The sequence below is a fragment of the Brevundimonas sp. genome (assembly GCF_044336875.1).
In the GTDB taxonomy this organism is placed as follows: Bacteria; Pseudomonadota; Alphaproteobacteria; order Caulobacterales; family Caulobacteraceae; genus Brevundimonas.
The window spans coordinates 1-23,410 of sequence record NZ_JBIIOP010000023.1 but is presented as its reverse complement, the minus strand read 5'-3'; the positions used below and the strand labels follow the sequence as shown (position 1 = coordinate 23,410).

The 23,410-nt window shown below is 67.6% G+C and carries 20 protein-coding genes; 10 read left to right on the top strand and 10 right to left on the bottom strand.

Going from position 1 to position 23,410, the window contains the following annotated elements:
- Nucleotides 1–15 precede the first annotated feature (15 nt).
- Both ACIQ1T_RS17300 and ACIQ1T_RS17295 read right to left on the bottom strand, forming a co-directional pair.
- Entirely contained in the window at nt 16–924 is a 909-nt protein-coding gene (locus tag ACIQ1T_RS17300) for an SDR family NAD(P)-dependent oxidoreductase (protein ID WP_395945802.1), read from the bottom strand.
- A 100-nt stretch (nt 925–1,024) separates the two neighbouring features.
- Complete coding sequence (locus ACIQ1T_RS17295) at nt 1,025–1,657, bottom strand: LuxR C-terminal-related transcriptional regulator (protein WP_395945801.1); 633 nt, start codon at nt 1,655–1,657, stop codon at nt 1,025–1,027.
- 226 nt (nt 1,658–1,883) lie between these two features.
- Between ACIQ1T_RS17295 and ACIQ1T_RS17290 the strand changes: the two genes are divergently transcribed.
- The 5 genes from ACIQ1T_RS17290 (at nt 1,884) to ACIQ1T_RS17270 (ending at nt 7,051) form a co-directional block, all read left to right on the top strand.
- On the top strand, nt 1,884–2,411 hold the full coding sequence (locus tag ACIQ1T_RS17290) for a DUF4402 domain-containing protein (RefSeq protein ID WP_395945800.1): 528 nt from the start codon (nt 1,884–1,886) through the stop codon (nt 2,409–2,411).
- Nucleotides 2,412–2,527: 116 nt separating this feature from the next.
- On the top strand, nt 2,528–3,349 hold the full coding sequence (locus tag ACIQ1T_RS17285; RefSeq protein ID WP_395945799.1) for a molecular chaperone: 822 nt from the start codon (nt 2,528–2,530) through the stop codon (nt 3,347–3,349).
- Nucleotides 3,346–6,060, top strand: a complete 2,715-nt coding sequence (locus tag ACIQ1T_RS17280; protein WP_395945798.1) for a hypothetical protein — start codon at nt 3,346–3,348, stop codon at nt 6,058–6,060. Before ACIQ1T_RS17285 ends, ACIQ1T_RS17280 begins: the two co-directional genes overlap by 4 nt.
- Nucleotides 6,057–6,590 (top strand): hypothetical protein, encoded by a 534-nt coding sequence (locus ACIQ1T_RS17275; protein WP_395945797.1) that lies wholly within the window; start codon nt 6,057–6,059, stop codon nt 6,588–6,590. Before ACIQ1T_RS17280 ends, ACIQ1T_RS17275 begins: the two co-directional genes overlap by 4 nt.
- A 2-nt stretch (nt 6,591–6,592) precedes the next feature.
- Complete coding sequence (locus ACIQ1T_RS17270; RefSeq protein WP_395945796.1) at nt 6,593–7,051, top strand: hypothetical protein; 459 nt, start codon at nt 6,593–6,595, stop codon at nt 7,049–7,051.
- Here the strand turns inward: ACIQ1T_RS17270 and ACIQ1T_RS17265 are convergent.
- The 5 genes from ACIQ1T_RS17265 to ACIQ1T_RS17245 form a co-directional block, all read right to left on the bottom strand.
- Nucleotides 7,042–7,308: an Hpt domain-containing protein gene (locus ACIQ1T_RS17265; protein WP_395945795.1), complete on the bottom strand. Its 267-nt coding sequence runs from the start codon at nt 7,306–7,308 to the stop codon at nt 7,042–7,044. The two genes, ACIQ1T_RS17270 and ACIQ1T_RS17265, sit on opposite strands and share 10 nt — an antisense overlap.
- On the bottom strand, nt 7,305–7,688 hold the full coding sequence (locus tag ACIQ1T_RS17260) for a response regulator (protein WP_395945794.1): 384 nt from the start codon (nt 7,686–7,688) through the stop codon (nt 7,305–7,307). The genes ACIQ1T_RS17265 and ACIQ1T_RS17260 overlap by 4 nt, the downstream gene beginning before the upstream one ends.
- Before the next feature lie 11 nt (nt 7,689–7,699).
- Entirely contained in the window at nt 7,700–10,192 is a 2,493-nt protein-coding gene (locus tag ACIQ1T_RS17255) for a CHASE3 domain-containing protein (protein ID WP_395945793.1), read from the bottom strand.
- A gap of 109 nt (nt 10,193–10,301) precedes the next feature.
- Nucleotides 10,302–12,254 (bottom strand): acetate--CoA ligase, encoded by a 1,953-nt coding sequence (acs, locus tag ACIQ1T_RS17250; protein WP_395945792.1) that lies wholly within the window; start codon nt 12,252–12,254, stop codon nt 10,302–10,304.
- 2 nt (nt 12,255–12,256) lie between these two features.
- A complete protein-coding gene (locus tag ACIQ1T_RS17245) occupies nt 12,257–13,609 on the bottom strand; it encodes a DcaP family trimeric outer membrane transporter (protein ID WP_395945791.1) in 1,353 nt (450 codons plus the stop codon).
- Between the two features lie 160 nt (nt 13,610–13,769).
- Between ACIQ1T_RS17245 and ACIQ1T_RS17240 the strand changes: the two genes are divergently transcribed.
- Nucleotides 13,770–14,378, top strand: a complete 609-nt coding sequence (locus tag ACIQ1T_RS17240; protein ID WP_395945790.1) for a response regulator transcription factor — start codon at nt 13,770–13,772, stop codon at nt 14,376–14,378.
- Here the strand turns inward: ACIQ1T_RS17240 and ACIQ1T_RS17235 are convergent.
- Complete coding sequence (locus tag ACIQ1T_RS17235) at nt 14,375–17,743, bottom strand: PAS-domain containing protein (RefSeq protein WP_395945789.1); 3,369 nt, start codon at nt 17,741–17,743, stop codon at nt 14,375–14,377. The two genes, ACIQ1T_RS17240 and ACIQ1T_RS17235, sit on opposite strands and share 4 nt — an antisense overlap.
- Before the next feature lie 113 nt (nt 17,744–17,856).
- A complete protein-coding gene (locus ACIQ1T_RS17230) occupies nt 17,857–19,524 on the bottom strand; it encodes an MFS transporter (protein WP_395945788.1) in 1,668 nt (555 codons plus the stop codon).
- 225 nt (nt 19,525–19,749) lie between these two features.
- On the opposite strand from ACIQ1T_RS17230, the gene ACIQ1T_RS17225 reads away from it, so the two are divergent.
- Both ACIQ1T_RS17225 and ACIQ1T_RS17220 read left to right on the top strand, forming a co-directional pair.
- Nucleotides 19,750–20,409, top strand: a complete 660-nt coding sequence (locus ACIQ1T_RS17225; protein ID WP_395945787.1) for a response regulator transcription factor — start codon at nt 19,750–19,752, stop codon at nt 20,407–20,409.
- A gap of 59 nt (nt 20,410–20,468) precedes the next feature.
- A complete protein-coding gene (locus ACIQ1T_RS17220) occupies nt 20,469–21,776 on the top strand; it encodes a sensor histidine kinase N-terminal domain-containing protein (protein WP_395945786.1) in 1,308 nt (435 codons plus the stop codon).
- Between the two features lie 65 nt (nt 21,777–21,841).
- Here the strand turns inward: ACIQ1T_RS17220 and ACIQ1T_RS17215 are convergent, their stop codons facing one another.
- A complete protein-coding gene (locus tag ACIQ1T_RS17215; RefSeq protein WP_395945785.1) occupies nt 21,842–22,750 on the bottom strand; it encodes an NAD(P)H-hydrate dehydratase in 909 nt (302 codons plus the stop codon).
- A gap of 24 nt (nt 22,751–22,774) precedes the next feature.
- Between ACIQ1T_RS17215 and ACIQ1T_RS17210 the strand changes: the two genes are divergently transcribed.
- Nucleotides 22,775–23,113 (top strand): P-II family nitrogen regulator, encoded by a 339-nt coding sequence (locus ACIQ1T_RS17210; RefSeq protein ID WP_008261682.1) that lies wholly within the window; start codon nt 22,775–22,777, stop codon nt 23,111–23,113.
- A gap of 85 nt (nt 23,114–23,198) precedes the next feature.
- On the top strand, nt 23,199–23,410 hold a 212-nt coding region (locus ACIQ1T_RS17205), incomplete at its 3' end, for a glutamine synthetase beta-grasp domain-containing protein (protein ID WP_395945784.1).

The window sequence follows — 23,410 nt, the reverse complement described above, 5'->3', positions numbered from 1 at the left end:
ACGACCTGATCGGTATCAGTCGGCGTGGGCCTTCTGGGCCTTGGTCAGTTCGATCATCCCCTGGGCGGCGCCCATCTCCGGCACGATCTCGTTCGCGCGGTCGGAGATGGCGTCGAACCGGGCCGCCACCTGTTCCGGCGCATCGGCGCCCGAGATGTGGACGCCCTCGGTCAGGGTGACATAGGCGCGCTCGAACCCGCCCGCGCCGGCCGCCAGGATGCAGCGGCTGGGGGCCTCCCGGCTCAGCAGATACAGCAGGCCCGGCGTCACCAGTTCCGGTCCCAGGGCCTCCAGCGGCAGGGCGGCGCCGAGATCCTCGGTCATCCGGGTATGGGCGGTCGGGGCCAGGCAGTTGACGCGGATGTCGTTCTTGGCCCCCTCGATCGACAGGGTCTGCATCAGACCGACCAGGGCCATCTTGGCCGCGCCATAGTTCGACTGGCCGAAATTGCCGTACAGGCCCGAGGACGAGGTGGTCATGACGATGCGGCCATAGTTCTGGGCCCGCATGATCTCCCACACCGCCTTGGTGCAGTTGACCGCCCCCATCAGGTGGACGTCGACGACGAAGCGGAAGTCGTCCAACTCCATCTTGGAGAAGGTCTTGTCGCGCAGAACCCCGGCGTTGTTGACCAGCAGATCGACCCGGCCCCATTTCTCCATCGCCGCCGCGACCATGGCCTGGACGGCGGCGTAATCCGTGACGGAGGCGGCGTTGGCCATGGCCTCTCCGCCTGCGGCCTCGATCTCGGCGACCACGGCCTCGGCGGCGGTGGCGGATCCGCCCGAGCCGTCGCGCGCGCCGCCCAGGTCGTTGACGACCACCCTGGCTCCGCGCGCGGCCAGAGCCAGGGCGTGTTCGCGGCCCAGACCGCCGCCGGCGCCGGTCACAATGGCCACTTGGCCGTCAAATCGGATCGTCATCTTGAGCTCTCTCCACCCGGATCAATGGGACTCGACGGTCCCTTGAGTTCCGTTGTGGCCAGCCGGACGGCTGCGCACAAGCCCGGACGGGGAAGGGCGCCTACTGCGCCTTGCGTAGGAAGGGGGCGGCGGCGAGGACCGCCTGGCTGCGATTATTGACTTCCAGCTTCTTCAGAATGGCCGAGACATGCTGTTTCACCGTGCCCTCGGTCAGGTTCATGTCGCCGGCGATCTCCTTGTTCAGCTTGCCGTCGGCCAGGCTGCGGAGCACCCGCAGCTGGGCGCCGGACAGACGGGCGACCCGTTTGTGGAAGTCGGCGGCGACAGGGTCCGATGAGATGGTCTCGGGAAAGATCTCCTCGCCGCGCAGGATGGCGCCCACTGCGTTGACCAGGGTTTCTACGGATTCGTTCTTGGTCAGATAGGCCTGGACGCCGAAGGCGCGGGCCATGGAGACCGAGTGGGCGTCGGCCCGCGAGGAGACAATGGCGAAGGCGCTGTTGGGCAGCAGGTGCTGCAGACGGATCAGCCCGTCGAAGCCATCCGCGTCCGGCAGTATCAGGTCCAGCATGACCAGCTTGATGCGCGAGCCTTCGCGTTTGGCGTAGGTTTCAGCTTCGGCTGCGGTCAGCACACGGCCGACATCCAGATGGGCGTAGGCGGCGCGGATCGACAACTCCAGCGCCTGCCCTACAAGAGGGTGGTCGTCTACAACCAGCACTTTCCAGCGCATTCTGTGGCGCTCCTCCCAAGCTAAGCCGTAAGTTGCTTGCCTTACATTGGAAGATTGCGCGGATTCCTTAACCACGGGTATCCAAGGAAATGAGAGCTGTTCCTATAACTTTGGTTCGATTTCACGCCTAATACGTGGTCCGGTTGTCGACACCCCGGCGGATCGGGCTGATTTGGCTCTCCAGCACCGGCGCACAGCGCCTGAAAATGAAGTTGGAGAGTTTCTCTTGATCAAGCGCCTGTCCGCCGTCGCCGTTGTCGCCATCAGCGTCTTCGCTGCTCCCGCCTTCGCCCAGTCGTCCGCCTCCACCACGGGCTCGGGCTCGATCACCGTCATCCGCCCGCTGACCATCACCAAGACCGCCGACCTGAAGTTCGGCACCGTGGTTCGCCCGGCCTCCGGCTCCGGGACCGCCGTGGTTTCGGCCGCCGGCGCCCGCTCGGTCACCGGCGGCGTGGTCGGCCTGGCCTCCGGCGACACCCCCGCCGCCGCCGCCTTCACCGTCGCCGGCGAAGGCGGTCAGTCGGTCTCGGTCACCATCCCCGCCAGCTTCTCCATGGCCAACGGCTCCGACACCCTGACGGTCACCACCTCCAACAGCCTGACCGGCTCGGCCGCCAGCCAGGTCCTGTCCAACGCCCTGGGTTCCGCCGGCTCGCTGGCCTTCACCGTCGGCGGTTCGGTCCCCGTCGCCTCCACCACCACCACGGGCGCCTACACCGGATCCTTCACCGTCTCGGCCGCCTACAACTGACGTGGTGACCGAAAATGTACCCGCTGCACCCGGCCCAGTCGCGGCGGGGCGCGCTTAACGAGTCGTCAGTGTCTGACAGGCATCGTTTCGCGTCTTCGTTGCGCTGGGCCCAGATCATGATGCTGCGTTTCCTCGTCCCGGTCTTCGCCTTTCTGCTTATGGCGGAGCCGGCCCTGGCCCAGGTGGGCGCCGATCTGAACATATCGCCCAAGCGGGTGGTGTTCGGACCCGGCGAGCGCAGCGCCACCGTCTATATCTTCAACCAGGGTGACCAGCCGGCGACCTATACCGTCGAGCTGGTCGATCGTGTCATGCTGCCGGACGGCCAGATCGTCGCCGTCGCCGACCATCCCGAGGCGAGGATCGAGTCGGCCCAGGACCTGGTGCAGTACACGCCCCGGCGGATCACCTTGCAGCCGCGCGAGAGCCAGGCGATCCGTGTCCGCGCCCGCCCGGGCGAAGGTGGCGAACACCGCAGCCACCTGACCGTCACCGCCCTGCCGCCTGAAAGCACCGGCTTCACCGTCGACCAGGCCGCCGGCGCCGGTGAAAACGAGGTCTCGCTGCAGGTCGTCGCCCTGTTCAGCGTCAGCATCCCCGTGATCGTCCGCGACGGCGCCGCCGACGCGCGCGCCGCCATCGACCGGCTTTCGGTGTCCAAGGTCGAGGACCAGACGCTGGTGTCGCTGGATCTTGTCCGTCAGGGCGCCAATTCCGTCTATGGCGACGTCGAGATCTATACCGAGGACCGCGCCGGTCGACAGCTTCTGACGGCCGTGCGGGGCGTCGCTGTCTATCCCGAGGTCGAACGGCGCACCGTGATCGCCCCCCTGCCCAGCCCCATAACGCCGGGCCAGACCCTGACCGTCATCTATCGCAACGACGACGACGCCGACAGCGGAGCGGTTCTGGCCACGGCGACGCTGATCGCGCCATGATGCCTGGCCGCTCGGCTCAGGCGGCGCTGATTGCGCTCGCCACTTCGGCCGGCGCCTTTCCCGCCCTGGCCCAGGACGGCCTGGTGCGCAATCTGGTCGTGGCTGCGGATCCCCAACCCTTCACGGCAGACGACCTGTTGTGGATGCAGGTCGAGGCGGACGGAATCGAACTGACCGATTCGCTGAACGTCTATGCGTCGCGTGGCGGGGTCTTCGTGCCGATCGGCGAACTGTCGCGCGTGCTCGACCTGGCGGTCGGCGTCTTCCCGGCCCAGCGGCGGGCGGAGGGCTGGGTGCTTTCCCCCGACAGGAAATTGGTGGTGGACCTGGGCGCCGGCGAGGCGCGGCTGGACGGTCGTCGTATTCCCGTCGGCGCAGGTCAGGCCGCCATCTATGACGGCGACCTCTATGTTCGCACGGATCTGCTGGAGCAGTTGTTGCCGCTGACGCTGAAGGCCGACACCAGCGCCCAGGTCCTGACCCTGACTCCGACCCAGGCCTTGCCGTTTCAGCAGCGGGCCGAACGAGCCCAGCGCCAAACCCAGCTGGGGGAGGGGGGCGCCGAGGACGCCGCAGTCCGGATCGACACCCCCTACGCCCTGTTCAGCCCGCCCAGTTTCGACGTCAACATCGGCGGACAGTTGGCCCGGGACGGCGTGGACCAGGCCAGACGATACGATGTTCGCGTGGCCAATGACCTGCTGGGCGCAGGATTCGAGGCCTATGTCGGGTCGGACGACGACGGGCAGGTCAACTCGGCGCGGGTGATGCTTAGCCGCAAGGATCCCTATGGCCATGCCCTGGGCCCGCTGGGCGGAACCCGCGCCAGCCTTGGCGACGTCTTCTCACCCTCCATGCCCATCGGCGCGGCCGGTTATGGCGGTCGCGGCGTCTTCTACACCTCCGCACCGCTGGAGAACCTCGACCTGGCCACGCCGCTGAACCTGCGGGGCGAACTGGCGCTGGGCGAGGAGGTCGAGCTCTATGTCAACGAGGTTCTGCAGCGGGCCCAGACCTCGCCGACGCAGGGGCGTTACGAGTTTCTGGACGTGCCTCTGGCCTTCGGGCTGAACACTATCCGCCTGGTCTTCTACGGCTCCCAGGGCCAGTCGCGCGAAGTCGTGCGGCGGATCAATTTCGGCACGGGCCAGGTCGAGCCCGGGCGCTGGATCGTCCGTCTGGGGGCGATCGAACAGGGGCTGACCGTCTTCGACGTCGGGGCTGCGGCGACCGATCGGGCGGCAGGTTCGCCCCGGGTCGTCGCCACGGTGGACTATGGACTGACGCCGGGCCTGACTCTGAGCGCCGGGGCCGCGCGGTATAACCCCCAGGCCGATGGCGGACGCAGCCTGGGCAGTCTGGGCCTTCGGGGGTCGCTGGGCGGGATCGCGGTCCAGGTCGACGGCGCCTTCGACGACCAGGGCGGACGCGGCCTGAGCACGGGGTTCGCCACACGCGCCTATGGCGTCTCGCTGGTCGGACGACACTCGGAATATGACGGCGGCTTCATAGACGAGACGCGGCAACTGGGCGTCTCGGACCAGACGACGTTGTCGCGCGCCACAGACCTGCGCGCCGACGGTCAGATCGCGGGGCCCGGGACGATGGCTATCCCGATCTCCCTGAACATCCGGCGCCTCCAGCGCGCTGACGGGACCCGATCGACCAACGCCGAGCTGCGCGCCTCGGCGCCGATCAACCGCTATTATGTCTCCAGCAGCGTGGCCTATGAGGACGACAGCGACGTGGCCAACGGCCGCCGCTGGCTGGGCGCGACGGACGTCGCCAGCCTGGTGTCGTCGCGCCTGCAGACTCGCGCGGGCGTCAGCTACGAGCTATCGCCCAATCCCGAGTTCCAGACCGCCTATGCTACGGCCGACTGGCAGTTCAACGATCGTTCGGCATTGCGCGTCGGCATGGTGCGGACGCTGGGGCCCGCCGCCACCACCAGCTATCAGGCGTCGCAGTTATGGCGCGCCGACCGGTTCGATCTGGCGGTCAATGTCGCCTATGAGACGGCGACGCGGGAATGGCGCGTCGGCCTGCAGCTCGGTTTCGGCTTCGGCTACAACCCCGGCCGGCGCAGCTATGAGATCACACGTCCCGGCGTCGCGGGCGGCGGATCCGCAGCCATCAACGCCTGGGTGGACGAGAACGGCGACGGCTTGCGCCAGGCCGATGAACCCGGGGTCGCGGGCATAGTGGCGGACACCCCGGCCGGCGGGGAGGCCACGCCGAAAAGCGGACGCCTGTTCATGACCGGCCTGGGCGACGGCGCCACGGCGCGGGTAAGGCTGAATACGGAGGGGATCGACGATCCCTTCCTGACCGGCGGTCCGACCACGCTGCAGATCGTGCCCCGGCCGGGTCGCGTGACCGAAATCTCCTATCCGATGCGCCGTAGCAGCGAAGTCCAGCTGACCGCCCTGGTTCGCCGGGACGGCGGCGCGCCGCGTCCCCTGTCGGCGCTCAGCATAGCACTGGTCCCGGAGGGGCAGGGGCCGCCCATCAGCGGACGCAGCGATCATGCCGGCGTCATCTTCCTCGAAACCGTGCCGTCCGGGACCTATTCCGTGCGGCTGGACGAGGCCCAGGCCCGCGCACTCGGCGTGTCCATCGCGCGCGCGGCGCCCGTCATCGTGCCGCCGGCAGGCGGATTCGTCGATGCCGGCTCGATCGAGGTCGTCATCACGGGAGCACCGACCCAATGACCAGATGGATCCATTTCGTGCTGGCGTTCGTCGCCATAGCCCTGATCTCGCCGCCGGGTCTGGCCCACGCCCAGGTCGTGCGTACGCCCGCGACGGCGCCGATCCTCGGCGCCACCATCCGCGGCTCCAGTGCGACCACCTTCAGCATTTCCACCTCCGGTACGGTGACCCGTACATCCGGCAACGCCATCCGCCTGTCGAGCGCCTCGGTGACCACGCCGACGATTTCGCTGAATTGCGGCGTGCTCAACCTCTCCGGCCTGTGCGCCCTCCGTTATATGCGCGTCACCATCACCCCGGTCAGCGGCGGGCAGGCCGCAATCACGAAATTCCGGATCGCCAACCTGTCCGGCGCCACCTATCGGACCGGATCCGCCCCGGCCGAGGCCGCCAGCCTGATGTTCGATCTCAACCCGCTTGGCTTGACCGCCACGGCCAGCTTCACTCTGGCGATGGACATGACCTTGGCGGCCAATGCGCCGAGCGGAGCCTATACATTCGACTATGTCGTCACCATCCAGTTGGTTTGATCATGCCTAGAGTACTGATTTTCGGAATAGTCCTAGCCAGCCTCGGGCTGGCCGGCGCTCCGGTTTCGGCGCAAACGGCGGACGCCAGCCTGACGGTGCAGCGCAGTCTGAGCGTCGTGACGGTCCGGCCGATCCTGCTCGCCTCACCCGGACGCGGCACCACCCTGTCGCTGCGCGCGCTCGTGGACCGGGATGCGCCCGCCGAGATCCAGGTGACCGGTGATCCGGGGCGAGTCTATCGGATCCGCGTGCCCAGGACCCTGGTCTCCAGCGACGGACGCGCGCTCGTGGAGGATCTGAGGATATGGAGCGTCAACGCCGGGGATGTGTCCACGACGCGCGTGTCGCATATGGATCTGCAGGGGCGCGATCTCCTGCGGGTCACCGGTCAGCTGAGGCTGGAGGGCAGCGAGGCCGTGCTTGAGGCTGTTTCGCTGCCGCTGAGCATCGACTACGAGTGAGAGCGGATCAGCGCGATCAGGGCTTCCACGTCCTGAACCGCCGGTCGATCGCCACGGGCGAAACGGTCGTCCACGGCCAGGGCCGCAGCGCCGAGCTCCAGCTTGCCGAATATGCCGGCGGCGCCCGCCAGGCTGTGGGCGATATGTTCGATGCGGTCGAAGTCGCCGTCGGCCAGAGCCTGTTCCAGGGCCCCGGCGTCGGCCTGGATCCCGGCCATGAATCGGGCGGCGAGATCGGCCAGGGCCGGATTGGTCACCCGCGCGCTTCCGCCAGCAGGTCGCGGACCTGACCGGACAGGGTCATGGGGTCGAACGGCTTGATGATCACGCCGATGGCGCCGAGGGCGCGCAGGCGATCGACCTCGTTCGACTGGGCGCGAGCGGTCATGAAGATGACGGGAATGTCCGAGGTCGATGGCGCCTGTTTCAATCGCGCCAGGACGCCCGGGCCGTCGAGGCTCGGCATCATGACATCGAGCAGGATGACGTCGGGCCGCATTCCCGCCGCCAACCGGTCCAGGGCGTCCTGGCCGGAAGGGGCGCTGACGAGGTTGATGTCCGGGTCGAGTTGAAGCGCGATGGCCGCGACTTCGCGGATATCGGGCTCATCGTCCACATGCAGCAGCGTGAGAGGCATTGCTTGTCCGTTCAAGGTGTTGCGTTTCTGAGTGTTAGCCGGCGAACCGTACGTACAAGATCCGTCAGCGAGGCGGATGACTTGACCAGAACGGCCTCGACGCTTGACCCGAGTACGGCGTCCATCTCCTGGGCGGAATAGACGACGACCGGAATGGTGGGCGCCCCGGGTTCGCCCAGGTCCGGCAAAAGTTCAAGCCCGGATCCGTCCGGCAATCCCAGGTCGAGGATGATCAGGTCGGGCCGCCAGGACGCCAGGGCCGCGCGGGCGCTGGACAGACTGTCGGCCGTACGGACATCGGCCATGCCGGCGAGGGTCGCGGCCGTCACGGTAAGGATGTCGGGGTCGTCGTCAACGTGCAGGATCACCGGCCGCCCGACGTTCAGGCGACGCAGTATGGCGGTGATGGCGCCGCGAAGCCGGTCCTGATCGAACGGCTTCTCAAGCCAGTCGAGTACCTCCAGCGAGCGCCCACGCGCCTTGCCCCGCGCCACGTCGGCCGAGACGACGACCACGGGGATGTCCAGGGTGTCGGCCCGTGCGCGCAGGGTGCGGATCAGGCCGATGCCGTCGGCATCGGGCAACTGGAGATCGACCAACACTGCGGCGAACTTCTCATTATCGACCGCGTCCAGCGCCTCGCCCGCACTGCCGACGACACGGGCGTCGAACCCGTCCTGGTCCAGCATGATCCGCAGCACCTCGGCGGCGTCGGGATCGTCCTCGACGATAAGCAGGCGCGGACCATCGATCTTGACGTCGATCGTCCGGGCGGTGGCCAAAGGCAGGTCCAGGTGGAAGCTGGCGCCTTCTCCCGGCGCGGATTCGAACCAAAGACGACCGCCATGGCGTTCCGCGATTTCGCGCGCGATAGCTAGGCCCAGGCCGGTGCCGCCGCGCTGGCGTGTGTCGGACCCGTCGGCCTGGGCGAATTTCGAGAAGATGCGCGCACGGAAGGACTCGGGCACGCCGGGCCCGCTATCACGCACGCTGAGGCGGGCGATCCGGGCCTCCGGCATGACGGTGACGGACACGACCCCGCCGGCAGGCGAGAACTTCGTCGCATTGGAGAGCAGGTTTACAACCACCTGGACCAGCCTGTCGGCGTCGCCCATGACCGGCCCCGGCGGTCCCTCGACCAGGTCGAGAGAAACGCCGACGCTGTCTGCAAATCCCCTGACGCTGTCCAGAGAGCGGGTTGCGATGTCGCGCAGGTCGACCGGATTGATGTCCAGCGTCATCTGCCCGGACTCGAGCTTCTCGATATCCAGGATGTCGTTGATCAGCCGCACCAGCCGCTGGCTGTTCGACTGGGCGATGGAGATCAGACGCATGGCCTGATCGGACACCTGGCCCGCTGCGCCTCCGGCCAGCAGGCCCAGCGAACCTGCGATCGAGGTCAGCGGCGTCCGCAACTCGTGGCTGACCGTGGCGACGAACTGCTGCTTCATCTCCTCCACGCGGCGCCGTTCGGTGATGTCTCGCACGACGGCCACCACATGGATCCCGGTCGGCAGGGGCAGGGGGCTGAAGGCCACATCGACGGGGAATTTGGCCCCGTCCTTGCGGATGGCGGTCAGTTCCCTGACAAGTCCCTCGCGCAGGCTGCCGTCGGCGTTGGCCCCCAGCCGTGAGACGAACCCCGCCTCGCCGTTCTGGGGCAGGTCCATCAGGATGGCGATGTCGCGTCGCCCCAGGGCCTCGGCCGACCAGCCGAACATGCGCACGGCCGCCGCGTTCATCGTTTCGATGGTGCCGCTGGGATTGAGCGTCATGATGGCGTCGATGGCGCTGTCGAAGATGGCCTCCTGGCGCGCCGCCGTGGCCTGAACCTCGTCCAGCAGGATGCGCCGTGTGCGCAGATAGCGCCAGGACAGGATGGTGGTGGCGGCCACCACGGCGATCAACAACAGGAAGACCAGGCCGACGAGGCGTTCGGTGCGCGCCGTCCGCGCGTCGGACATCCGAGTGGCGGCGGCCAGGGCCTGGGCGTCGGCCGCGACCATGCGGTTCACCACGATGCGGATCTGGTCCATGGCGGCCTTGCCGCGGCCGCTGGAAACGGCGGCGATGCCTGCCTCCCGACCGCTGACGTCGCGCGCCGAAAGGGCGGCCTGCATGGCCTGCTGCTTGCGGTCGATCAGGGTTTCGAGTTCACGCATGCTCGCGGATTGCGCCGGGTTATCCGCATAGGCGGCGCGCAATCGGGGCAATTCCACGCTCAGCCGGCGTTCAGCGTTGGTATAGGGAGAGAGAAACCGAGGCTCCCCCGTGATGATATAGCCTCGCTGCCCGGTTTCGGCGTCCTGCATCAGGGAGAAGATGGCCAGCAGTTCGCTGCGCGCGGCATGGGAGCGTTCGACGGCGGCGCGCAGCTCGCGGCCGCGTTCGAACTCTCGACGCAGTTCCAGGCCCATGAAGGCGAGGCCGGCGACGATCAGGATCACGGTCCCGACGATCCCGGCTCTCTGGAGCGGCGTGCTACGATAGGCCGAAGGCGTCATGGGCGGCGACTCAGTAGGCGCCGTCAGACGGCGGGCGAGGCGCCACATTGTGTACCGAACAACTCCGAGTCTTCAACAAACATGCTTGCCGCGTCGGATTTACGCCGTTTCAGCCGGCGCGGTTCTTCACCAGATCGTCCACGACCGAAGGATCGGCCAGGGTCGAGGTGTCGCCCAGCGACCCGATCTCGTTTTCGGCGATCTTGCGCAGGATGCGGCGCATGATCTTGCCGGACCGGGTCTTGGGCAGGCCCGGCGCCCACTGGATCACATCGGGCGCGGCGATAGGGCCGATCTCGCGCCGCACATGGGCGCCCAGGGCCTTGCGCAGGTCCTCGGTCGCCTCGACGCCCTTGTTCAGGGTGACATAGGCGTAGATGCCCTGACCCTTGATGTCGTGCGGATAGCCGACCACGGCCGCCTCTGCGACGTCGTCGTGCAGCACCAGGGCGCTCTCGATCTCGGCCGTGCCCATCCGGTGACCCGAGACATTGATGACGTCGTCGACCCGGCCGGTGATCCAGTAGTAGCCGTCCTCGTCCCGACGGCAGCCGTCGCCGGTGAAGTAGCGACCGGGATAGGTCGAGAAATAGGTGTCGAAGAAGCGCTGATCGTCGCCGTAGACGGTGCGCATCTGGCCCGGCCAGCTGTCGGTGATGCACAGGTTGCCGGACACGGCGCCGGTCAGTTCCTGGCCCTCGGCGTCGACGATCTGCAGCTCCACGCCCGGCAGGGGCAGGGTGGCCGAGCCCGGCTTCAGGTCGGTGGCCCCGGGCAAGGGGGTGATCAGCTGGCCGCCGGTCTCGGTCTGCCACCAGGTGTCGACGATGGGGCAGCGGCCCTCGCCGACAACCTCATGATACCAGCGCCAGGCCTCGGGATTGATCGGCTCCCCGACCGTGCCCAGCAGGCGCAGCGACTTGCGCGAGGTGCGTTTCACCGGCTCGTCGCCTTCGCGCATCAGGGCGCGCAGGGCGGTGGGGGCGGTATAGAAGATGTCGACCTGGTGCTTGTCCACCACCTGCCAGAAGCGGCTGGAGTCCGGATAGTTGGGCACGCCCTCGAACATCAGGGTGGTCGCCGCGTTCGCCAGCGGCCCATAGACCAGATAGGAATGGCCCGTGACCCAGCCCACGTCGGCCGTGCACCAGAAGACCTCGCCCGGGCGATAGTCGAAGGTGATCTCGTGGGTCCAGGCGACCCAGAACAGATAGCCGCCCGTGGTGTGCAGCACCCCCTTGGGCTTACCCGTAGAACCCGAGGTGTAGAGGATGAACAGCGGATCCTCGGCGTTCATCGGTTCGGGCAGGCAGTCGGTCGAGGCCTGGGCCGCCTCCACGGCGTAATCCACGTCGCGGCCCGCGACCATCGGCACGTCTGCGCCGGTGTGGCGGATGACCAGGACCGTATCGACCTTCACCTTCTCCAGGGCCGCATCGACATTGGCCTTCAACGGCACGGTCTTGCCGCCGCGCACGCCCGCGTCCGCCGTGATGACGAAGTTGGAGCCGCAATCCTCGATCCGGCCGGACAGGCTGTCGGGCGAGAACCCGCCAAAGACGACCGAATGGACGGCGCCGATGCGGGCGCAGGCCAGCATGGCGTAGGCGGCCTCGGGGATCATCGGCAGATAGAGGGTGACGCGGTCGCCCTTCTTCACGCCGTGCGCCTTCAGCACATTGGCCATGCGGCAGACTTCGGCGTGCAGTTCGCCGAAACTGATGCGGCGGCTGTCCTTGGGATCATCGCCTTCCCAGATGATCGCCGTTTCGTCCTTGCGGTGCGGCAGATGGCGATCGATGCAGTTGGCCGAGACGTTGAGGACGCCGTCCTCGAACCAGCGGATATGGAAGTCCTCCTTCCTGAAGGAGACGTCCTTGATCTGGGTCGGGAAGCGGATCCAGTCGAGCCGTTTGGCCAGACCCGACCAGAAGGCCTCGGGGGTCTCGCGCGCCGCGATCCGAGCCGCCTCATAGGCGTTCCGGTCCATGTGGGCGCGGGCGGCCAGGTCGGCGGGGACGGGGTAGAGGTCGGAATCGGGCACGCGAGACGTCTCCAGCATCATCAGAATCCGTATTTGGCGAACAGGATCAGTCGGGTCATGTCGCCGCTCGCGCCGGATTCGAGCTCGCGGTCGGCGAACATCAACTCGGCGCCCACATCAAACGCGGCAATGGGCGACCAGATCAAATTGGCGTGGACGCTCTGGGCCGAGCGGTTGACCGCCAGGCCGGTGATCGCCGTGTCGTTGTCGACGTTCTGGGCCGACCAGATCAGGCTGGAGCGCCAGCCGGGCGCCCAGACGTGGCGGTAGGCGGCGAAGCCGGCGACCACCCCGACCGCTTCCAGATCGCCCGAGGCGTCCAGCACGGCGTCGTTCGAGAAGTTCAGACCGACATAGCGGCCGACGCCCTCGCCGCCGGTGACCATCAGGCGCAGGTCGTCCTTGGACCCGACCTTGATCTTGGTCGAGGCCGACAGGCCCCAGCCGGTGGCGCTGGAATCGATGCCGGTCGCCGGGTTCTGATATTTCAGCTGGCGCAGCAGACCGGCGAACTGCAGGTCGCCCCAGGGACGGCTGATCGCATAACGGGCGGTGGCGTCGGGCAGGCTGTTGTCGTCGGCGATGATCCGGGCGCCGCCGCCGAACGGGGTGACGGTGGTTTCGGGGTTTTCGAGCGACAGCGACAGGGGCCCGCGCGTGTAGCGGACCTGGACCTGACGGGCGAAGACCGTGCCCTCGGCCGCGCCGATGAAGTCGGCGGATTCTGGCAGGACGGCCGTGTTCTGGAAATTGGTCCACTCCTGGCCGATCAGCCAGTTGTCGATGGTGACGAAGGCGCGGCGCAGGGCCGGATTGGCCGGGCTGGTGGTGCGCTGATCGCCGGCGCCGGGCAGGGTCTGGAAGTCCATCTCCAGCCGGGTGCCGACCTTGTGGCCGCTGACGACGCCGTCTGTGGTCAGCCAGAACCGGGTCTGGCGGGCGTTGAAGTCGGTCGCCGTGTCCTCGTCGGCGCCGCCGACGGGGATGGAGCCGGGAATGTGGAATTCGCGCAGGGCGTCGCCGTTGACCGGATCGCCGCCCGAATAGTTGGAGGCCGAGGCGTCGACCTTGATGAAGCCGCCGAACTTCACCGTGTGGTCGCCGATGCGGAAGCCGTCCGACGGCGCCGGCGGGGCGGGCGCAGGCGCGGGGGCTGCGGACGGCCGGGTTTCCAGCCGGATGATGTCCTGCTGTTGCGCGGCCTGCTGGGTGCGGGCGGCGACGACCTCGGACTTCAGGGCGTTCAGTTCGGCTTCGAGTTGGGCGATACGGGCTTCGAGGGCGGCCTGGGCGGTCTGCGCCGAGGCCATTCCGGGGGCGAGGAGCAGGGCCGCAGCCGCGCATCCGCCCAGCAGGCTGGACTTGATCATCATGGTTCCTCCCGCGCCCGTCTTGTGCGGGCGTCCTGACGAACCTTTTCCCTTCGAGGGCGTAGGCGGCCATTAGCCATTGGTCTAGTTTCGACGAAAGTCGGTCCGCGTCATGCTGTCGCTGACGTGGCCGAAAGCACGCCGCGCAAGGGAAGGACGCCCCATGGACCGTATCGTCGTCGCCGACGATCACCCCCTGTTTCGCGCCGCGCTGCGCTCCGCCGTCGACAAGGCGGCCCCCGGCGCGGCGGTCGAGGAGTGCGCCAGTCTGGCCGAGGCGAAGGCGGCCCTGACGGCGCCGGTCGATCTGCTGCTGCTGGATCTGAAACTGTCCGACAGCGAGGGCATGGCGGGGCTCGCCGCCATCCGCGCCGAACATCCCGCCGTGCCGGTCGCCGTGGTCTCGGCCAGCGAGGACGCCTCGGTGGTGCGGCATGCCTTGGGCCTGGGCGCGGCCGGCTTCATTCCCAAGTCGGCGGCCCTGCCGCAGATGGTCGAGGCCATAGCCGCCATCCTGGCCGGGGACGGCTGGGCCCCCGACACGCCCGAGGCCGAGGACGACGACCTGCCGGCGCGGGTCGCCAGCCTGACGCCGTCGCAGCTGCGTATTCTGGAAGGGCTGAAGGCCGGGCGGCTGAACAAGCAGATCGCCTTCGACCTCGGCGTGTCCGAAGCCACGATCAAGGCGCACCTGACCAGCGTCTTCCGCAAACTGGGCGTCCACAACCGGACCCAGGCGGTGATCCTGGCCAAACAGATGGACCCGGCCTAACTCGACAGGAAGGCCTTCAGCGCCGCCGGCTTGATCGGCTTGGGCAGCAGCACCGCCCCGGCGGCCGTGGCCTGATCGTTCAGGCCGTCGCGGGTGTCGGCGGTGACCAGGGCGATGCGGCGCACGCCGCGCGGCCTCAGCCAGTCGATGACGGCGAAGCCTTCAGGGCCGTCGCCCAGATGCAGGTCGACGACGGCCGCGTCGAACGGGCCGGGCGCCGCCTTGGCGGCCTCGACGCCCGACACCAGGGTCGGTCTGGCCCCCCAGCGGGTCAGCAGAGCCTCCAGCGCATCCAGGATCACCGGCTCGTTGTCGACACACAGCACCCGCAGCCCCGCCAGGGGCAGGCGGACGTCGTGGGTCGGCGTGACCTCCGCGGCCCGATCCGCGATCCCGCGCGGCACGGTGATGCGGAAGATAGTGCCGCGACCGAGACGGGAGTTCATCTCGAGCGGGTGGTCCAGCAGACTGGACAGTCGTCGCACGATGGCCAGGCCCAGGCCGGCGCCCGGCTCGTCCACCGGGGCGCCCGGCAGGCGAACGAATTCGCCGAAGACATTGTCCCGATCCGCGTCCGCTATGCCGCGCCCGGTGTCGCAGACCAGCAGCCGCACCGTCTCGCCCTGTCGCCGGGCGCCGACGAGAACCCGGCCCGTATCCGTGTAGCGGATGGCGTTGGCGATCAGGTTCTGCAGCATGGACCGCAGCAGGTCGCGGTCGGACGACACCCACAGGGCCGTGGGGGCTATGGTCAGGGCCAGGCCCTTGGCCTCCGCAACGGGTTCGTATTCGCGGCGCAGTTCGTCGAACAAGCCGTCCAGCGACAGCCGCGTCACCGCGGCCTTGACCCCTCCGGCCTCCAGCTTGGACAGGTTCAGCAAGGCGGTCAGCAGCCGGTGGGCGCTGTCGATGGCGCGGTCAGCGTTGACGGCCAGGGTGCGGCTGGTCGGCTCCACGAGGGCCGGCTCTTCCTTCAGGGCGGCGATGAACAGTCGTGCGGCATGCAGGGGCTGCAACAGGTCGTGGCTGGCGGCGGCGAGGAAGCGGGTCTTGGAGGCGGTCGCGTCCTCGGCCACGCGTCGGGCCTCGTCCAGACGGGCGGTGCGGTCGGCCACCCGCGCCTCCAGCCGTTCGTTGGCTTCTTCCAGTTGCCGGGCGGCGCGGCGCAGGGCGGTGATGTCGGTGTAGCTGGTCGCGTAGCCGCCGCCGGGGATGGGCGCGCCGGAGGAGCGCAGAACGCGTCCGTCGGGCTGGAGCCGCTCGTGATCGTGCGGGATACGACGGCTCAGGGCCTCCAGCCGCCGTTCGACCCAGGCCTCGATGTCGTCGGGGCTTTCGCCGCGCTCGGCGTTCAGCCGGTAGATGCTGGCGATCGGCAGGCCGATATGGACGAAGCCGTTGGGCAGGCCAAACATGGAAACATAACGACGATTCCATGCGGTTACGCGAAGATCTTCATCCACGACGATCACGCCCTGGTCGATATTGTCCAAGGTGGTCTGCAGCAGGTCGCGGTTGAACTGGACGGCTTGGGACGCTTCGTCCAGCATTCGCACCACGTCCTCCGGCGCACGACCGCCGCCGGCCAGGGCCGCCGCAATGACCCGCCGGGCCGAGGCCGCGCCGATCGCGCCGGCCAGCATACGTTCGGCGGCGCGGGCCAGGGCGGCGTCTGCCGGATCGGCGTCACGCAACCGGGTGTCGGTTTCTCGCCCCCAGGCGGAGAAGGCGCGCTCGGCCCGTTCGTCGCCGATGAAACGGGCGACCAGGGCGCGCAGATCGCCGATCGAAGCGCCGGACAGGGCCGGTTTGGACTCGAGCCAGTCGGGCCCCAGCCGATCGACGAAGGCGCGCGCCTGGACGCGGTCGATCAGGCGTGGCTTGGCGAAGCGCGACACCCCGACATAGGCGACCAGGTTCAGGCCCAGGCTGACGAAGACCCCCAGGGGCAATGGGTCCTTCAGTCCCATCATCACGTGGGGATGCCAGGGCGCGTCGGGCGCCAGTTGGGGCAGGGCCAGCATGACGATCCAGACCGCCATGCCGACGCTCATGCCCGCCAGCGCTCCATGAGCATGGCCGCCGCGCCAGATCACCGCCCCGAACAGGGCAGGGGCCAGCTGGGCCATGGCGGCGAAGGACACCAGCCCCATCGCCGCCAGGCCGCGGGACTGATCCGTCGCCTGATAATAGAGCCAAGCCAGCAACAGGACCGCGACGATGGCGCCGCGCCGGACCTGAAGGATGACGCCCGCCATGTCCGAGGCGTCGCCGCGCATCCGCCAGCGATCCCGCGCCAGAAAGGGCAGAATCAGGCTGTTGGACACCATGGCTGACAGGGCCACGGCCTCAACGATGACCATCGCGGTCGCGGCCGAGAAACCGCCGACGAAGACCACGGCGGTCAACAGGGATTCGCCGTGCCCGAACGGCAGGGCCAGCACCAGAAGGTCCGGGTTCACCGCTGGGGCGAACAGGGCGCCGGCCGCCACCAGCGGCAGGACCGCCAGGCTGGTCAGCACCAGATAGAGGGGGAATATCCAGCGCGCCCGTTTCACATCAGATGGCGCTGCGCCCTCGACGAAGGCGACGTGAAACTGGCGTGGCAGGCAGAAGATGGCCAGGGTCGCGACCAGGGTGATGGCCGTAAAGCGCGGCGTCACCTGGGGAGGGGCGGCGAGGGCGCCCAGGCCCTCGACGATTCGGGGCGGCGAGCCCTCGTTCAGCAGCAGAACCAGGGCGAAGACGGCGACGAACAGCAGGGCCCCCAGCTTGACCAGGGACTCCAGGCCGATGGCCTGGATCAGGCCGCGATTGTGCTCGGTCAGATCCGGTCGCCGCGCCCCGAACAGGATGGCGAACCCCGCCAGAACCCCGGCCAGGGCCAGGACGGTCAGCCGTTCCGATCCCGCCACCGGCGTGCCTGCGGTCAGCAGTTCGCCCGCCATCGACAGGGATTTCAGCTGAAGCGCGATATAGGGCAGGGAGCCCAGGATGGCGACGACGGTCACCGCCGCCCCCAGGGTCTGGCTCTTGCCGTAGCGCGAGGCCACGAAGTCGGCCATCGAGCCGACGTTCTCGCGCCGGGCGGCGGCGGCGATGCGGCGCCACAGCGGGAACAGGACCGTCAGTCCGATGATCGGCCCGATATAGATGGGCAGATACTCCCACCCGTCCCGCGCCGCCGTGCCGACCGCGCCGTAATAGGTCCAGGAGGTGCAGTAGATGGCCAGGGACAGGGCGTAGACCGACGGCCCCAGCCCACGCCCGCGCGCTCGCGCCTCGGGCCGTTCCTGCTGCCAGGCGACGGCGAACAGGATCGCCATATAGGCGGCCACCAGGCCGAGGATCAGCAGGCTGAACATGAAACCATCTGCGCCGGGTCGGGCGCGTCCCACAAGGGGCGAGGGCCCCGCATAAAAAGAACGGGCCGGACGTTTCCGTCCGACCCGCTCCGTTCACGCCTGCAAGCAGGGGGTCAGGCGTGAATATCGACGTCCTTGCCTTCCTTGACGAACAGGAAGCCGATCACCGCCGTCGCGAGGGCGATCACGATCGGATACCAGAGGCCGTGGTAGATGTTGCCGCTGGCCGCCACCATCGCGAAGGCCGTGGTGGGCAGGAAGCCGCCGAACCAGCCGTTGCCGATATGATAGGGCAGCGACATCGAGGTGTAGCGGATATTGGTCGGGAACATCTCGACCAGGGCGGCGGCGATGGGGCCGTAGACCATGGTCACATAGAAGACGAGCAGGAACAGGATCCCCACCACCAGCGGCTTGTTGACCAGGGCGCTGTCGGCCTTGGCCGGATAGCCGGCGGCCAGCAGGGCGTCGCCCAACCCCTTGTCCCAGGTCTTCTTGGCGGCGGCGAAGTCGGCGGCCGGCATCTGGTCGCCGCGGAAGCTGGTCACGACCTGGTCGCCGATATGGACCGTGGCGACCGTCCCGGCCGGGGCCGCGACATTGTCATAGGTCACGCCGGCCTTGGCCAGATAGGACTTGGCCAGGTCGCAGCTCTTGTTGAAGACCGTCTTGCCGATCGGGTCGAACTGGACCGAGCAGTCGGCCGGGTCGGCGTGGACCGTCACCGGCGAGGAGGCCACGGCCGCCGCCAGTTTCGGATTGGCCGCGCCGGTCAGGGCGTGGAACAGCGGGAAATAGGTCAGGGCGGCGATCAGGCAGCCGGCCAGGATGACGGGCTTGCGGCCGATCTTGTCCGAGACGATCCCCCAGATGACGAAGAAGGGTGTGGCCAGCAGAAGCGCTATGGCCGTCAGCATCTGGGCCAGGGCCGGATCGACCTTCAGCACCCGTTCGACGAAGAACATGGCGTAGAACTGGCCCGTGTACCAGACGACCGCCTGACCCGCCGCCAGACCGAACAGGGCCAGCAGCACCAGTTTCAGGTTCGGCCACTTGCCGAAGGAGTCCTTCAGCGGGGTCTTGGAGCCCTTGCCCTCGGCCTTCATGCGCTGGAAGGCCGGGCTTTCCGCCAGCTTCAGACGGATCCACAGCGACACGCCCAGCATCAGGATCGACACCAGGAAGGGAATGCGCCAGCCCCAGGCGTTGAAGGCGTCCTCGCCCACAGTCAGGCGAACGCCCAGGATGACGACCAGACTGATCATCAGGCCGGCGGTGGCGGTGATCTGGATGAAGGAGGTGTAGAAGCCGCGCTTCCCGTTCGGCGCGTGCTCGGCCACATAGGTGGCGGCGCCGCCGTATTCCCCCCCCAGGGCCAGGCCCTGCAGCAGGCGCATCAGCACCAGGATGATCGGCGCCGCTATGCCGATGGTCGCATAATTGGGCAGCAGGCCGACAACGAAGGTCGACAGCCCCATCAGCAGCATGGTCACCAGGAAGGTGTTCTTGCGACCCCACAGGTCGCCCAGCCGCCCGAAGACGATGGCGCCGAAGGGCCGCACGGCGAAACCGGCGGCGAAGGCCATCAGGGCGAAGATATAGCCGGTCGTCTCGTTGACGCCCGAGAAGAACTGCACAGTGATGATCGCAGCTAGCGACCCGTACAGATAGAAGTCATACCATTCGATGACCGTGCCGACCGACGACGCCAGGATCACCAGCTTGTCGTTCTTGCCTACACCCTGCCCATCGACAGGCGCACCTGTGGCGCTGTCCGTCATTGCGTTAGCCTCCCAGCTAATGGCCGTTTTCGACCGTTCTCACGCCGCATGCGGCGCTCGTTACGGGCAGGTTGGCACTGGTCCGCTTCCGGCGTCAGGGCGACTTTGGTCGAACGCCGACATCGGGAATGATCCGTATCAGGCGCTGGAAATCGCAGCGGCGGCTTGACCTGAACGGCGGGGCGGCGCTGGATGGAGACGGTCAAAGTCGAGGGGCGATCAGACATGAATCTTCTGGTTGTCGAGGATGACGAGTCATTGGCGCGCTCGCTGACGGCGTCGTTCGAAGCGGCGGGATTTCACGCCGACAGGGTAGGGGACGGAGAGTCCGCCCTGGTGACGGCGCGACTGGGCGCCCACGACGCCATTGTTCTGGACGTCAACCTGCCGGACATCGACGGTTTCGCCGTGCTGCGCCAGCTGCGCGCGGAAGCCATCGGCACGCCCGTAATCATGCTGACCGCACGCGACACCTTGCCCGACCGGGTCGCGGGACTGGAGTTGGGCGCCGACGACTATGTGGTCAAACCCTTCGCCCCGACGGAACTGGTCGCCCGCGTCCGCGCCGTGTCACGCCGGACGGCCGGCGTCGCCGCCCAGGGCACCCGAATCGACGGTCTGTGGTGCGACTGGAGCGGGGGGAGGGCGACGCTGCACGGTCGCGAACTGGATCTGCGGCCGCGCGAGTGGTCGTTGTTGCGAGTCCTGGCCACACGCGCAGGCCGGGTCGTCGACCGGGGCATGCTGATCGCCGAACTGTTCGACGCCGAAGGCGAGGCGATGACCAATGCGCTCGAGATTCAGGTCAGTCGCCTGCGCGCCAAACTGGCGCCGGACGGACCGCTGATCCGCTCGGTGCGCGGGCGCGGCTACCGGCTGGGCTGAAGGCGCTGAACCGGTCGCCCAGCCTGTTCCGACGTCTGCTGCTGGCGCAGGTCGCGCCCGTGGCCGGTCTGGCTCTGGCCTTCGCCACGGCCGGAGCCCTGGTGGCGCATAATGTGGTCGAACAAACCGCAGACCGCCTGCTGGCGGGCTCTGTTCGGGCGATAGCCGAAACAGTGACGGCTCGGGACGGTGAAATCCGCGTCGAACTCGCTCCCTGGTCCCTGGGACTTCTCGACAGCCCGGAACGCGACATCGTCTACTACGCCGTACGTCACGACGGCCGGCTGCTGACGGGGTATGAAGACGTGCCGACGCCCCGGACCGGCCAGATCGACGGTCCCAACTTCAGCTATGTCGACATCCGTCATGTACGGATGCGATTGGCCGCCCAGACCGTCCGCGTGCCGGGTTTCGAGCATCCGGTGACCGTCTTGGTCGCACAGAGCCTGGATTCCCGTCGCGCCGTGTTTCGCCAATTGATGGTGAACCTGATCGGACTGCCGCTGGTGATCATCGTGGTCGGCGGCCTGCTGCTCTGGCCTGCCATGCGCTGGGGACTGGCGCCCCTACGCCGGATTTCGAGGACGCTGATCGGCCGCGCCTCCGCGTCGGAAGCCGATTTCTCGCCGGCGCCCGCGCACGAGGCCCCGGTCGAGCTGAGAGGGATCGTCGAGGCCTTCAACCGTCTGCTCGAACACCTCGAGCGATCGACGGCCGGAGTGCGCAAATTCACGGCGGACGCCTCTCATCAGTTGCGGACGCCCTTGGCCGTGATCACGGCCAATATGCAGATCGTCCGCGACGGGCGCCGGGACTGGAGGGAAGGCGAGCGAAGCCTGATCAACGACGCCATACTGGCCAGCGACCGAATGGCGGCGCTGCTGTCGCAACTGTTGACCGTGGCCCGCGCCGACGCGGTGACCGCGGACGCCAGAACCGATCTGTCCGACGCGGCCCGCAAGACCATGGACGAGATTTCGGATCCGGAATTCCATGTTCGGCTGAGGCTGCCTCGCACGGCGGCCATTGTGCCCGGCGAGGCTCTGTTGCTGCAGGAGATGATCTTCAACATCGTGGACAATGCCCTGCGCTATGGCGGCGACGGCGCCGTCACGGTCTGGATCCGCCATCAGGCCGACGCCGTTGCGCTCGTGATCTGGGATCAGGGTCCGGGAGTGGCGGAAGAGGATCTGCCGCATCTGTTCGTGCGGTTCTACCGTGGCCGTCAGGCGGCGGCCCGCAACGGATCCGGCCTCGGCCTGGCGATCGTCGAGGCCCTGGCGCACGCCTATGGCGCAACAGCGACGGCGCACAATCGACGGCGGCGCTCAGGCCTGGTGGTCAAGGTGAAATTCCCTCTGGCTTAAAGCCGCAGGGACCGAGTCGGAGAAGTTAGGAGAGTTATCGCCTAAGATATATTATGCGAAATAAATCATCGCAGCGACTTCAAGCTTTCCGGCAATCCTTCGCTCAAGTCCTCTGAAATCAAACCCGGTCCGAACCGTTCTGCGGTATCGCTGTGCAGCCAGACAGCGGCGCTTGCGGCGTCGAAACTGTCCATGCGCTGGGCGATCAGGCCGCCGATCATGCCGGACAGGACGTCGCCCGTTCCGGCGGTGGCCAGCCATGGCGACCCATTGCGGTTGATCCGTGCGCGGCCGTCGGGCGCAGCGATCACCGTTTCGGCGCCTTTCAGAACCACCACGGCCTGGGCTCTACGGGCCGCCTCGATCGCCGCCTGTTCGCGGCCCCTGGCCGGCAAATCGGGAAACAGGCGCTCAAACTCGCCTTCGTGCGGCGTCAGCACATCGTCACGGTCCAGTACGGCGAACAGTTCGGCGCTGCGTCCCTTGAAGATCGAAAGACCGTCCGCGTCGATCACCAAGGCCGCGCCACACAGCGCCAGGGCCTGGATATTGGCCACGGTTGACTCGTCCAGGCCCGCCGCCGGCCCAATCACCACGGCGTCCATGGCCTCGGCCTCGCGGCCCAGGGTCTCGGAGGAATTGAACGGCGTGACCATGACGGCTTCGACCGCCGGAGCGATCACAGCGACCGCGTCCGGGGGACAGAGAATGCGCACCACCCCTGCCCCGATCCGTAATCCGGCGCGCGCCGCCAGCCGCGCCGCGCCGGTCTGATGGGCTCGCCCGGACACGACGCCAAGGCGACCCCGCGCATGCTTGTGCGTCTCGGCGTCAGGCCAAGGCAGAAAATTGCGCCAGATGGCCGGGTCGTTGGTTTCTATCATCAGGGCTCCGAATATCCGTGACTTTTCTGCGAAAACCGCTTGCTTTGAACGGCCTTGATGTGTCCCATTCCCGCCCGAGCGCCGCTGCATTCCGCGCGCCGCTCAGGGGTCGCCATGAAGAAGATTGAAGCCATCATCAAGCCTTTCAAGCTGGATGACGTCAAAGAGGCGCTCCAGGACGTGGGCGTGCAAGGCATGACCGTGCTGGAGGCCAAGGGATATGGTCGCCAGAAGGGCCATTCGGAACTGTATCGCGGCGCCGAATACGTCATCGACTTCCTGCCCAAGATCAAGATCGAGGTGGTCGTCGCCGACGATCTCGCGCCCGCGGTCGTCGAGGCCATCCAGACCTCGGCGCGCACCGGCAAGATCGGCGACGGCAAGATATTCGTGTCCGACGTCGCCGAAGTGATCCGTATCCGCACCGGCGAAACCGGGGCCCAGGCCGTCTGAGTTCGCGTACCCCTCCCCGGCCGCCGGCCTTCGGGCCGGATGACCGTTTCCTCCCTAACGACCAAGAAAAACAGGACTTCCGAGAATGAGCGCCAGCAAGATCCTCAAGGAGATCAAGGAGAAGGACGTCAAATACGTCGACGTTCGCTTCACCGACACCCGCGGCAAGCTGCAGCACGTCACCTTCGACATCGACCTGGTCGATGAGGACTTCCTGAACGAAGGCACGATGTTCGACGGCTCGTCGATCGCCGGCTGGAAGGCCATCAACGAGTCCGACATGCTGCTGAAGCCGGA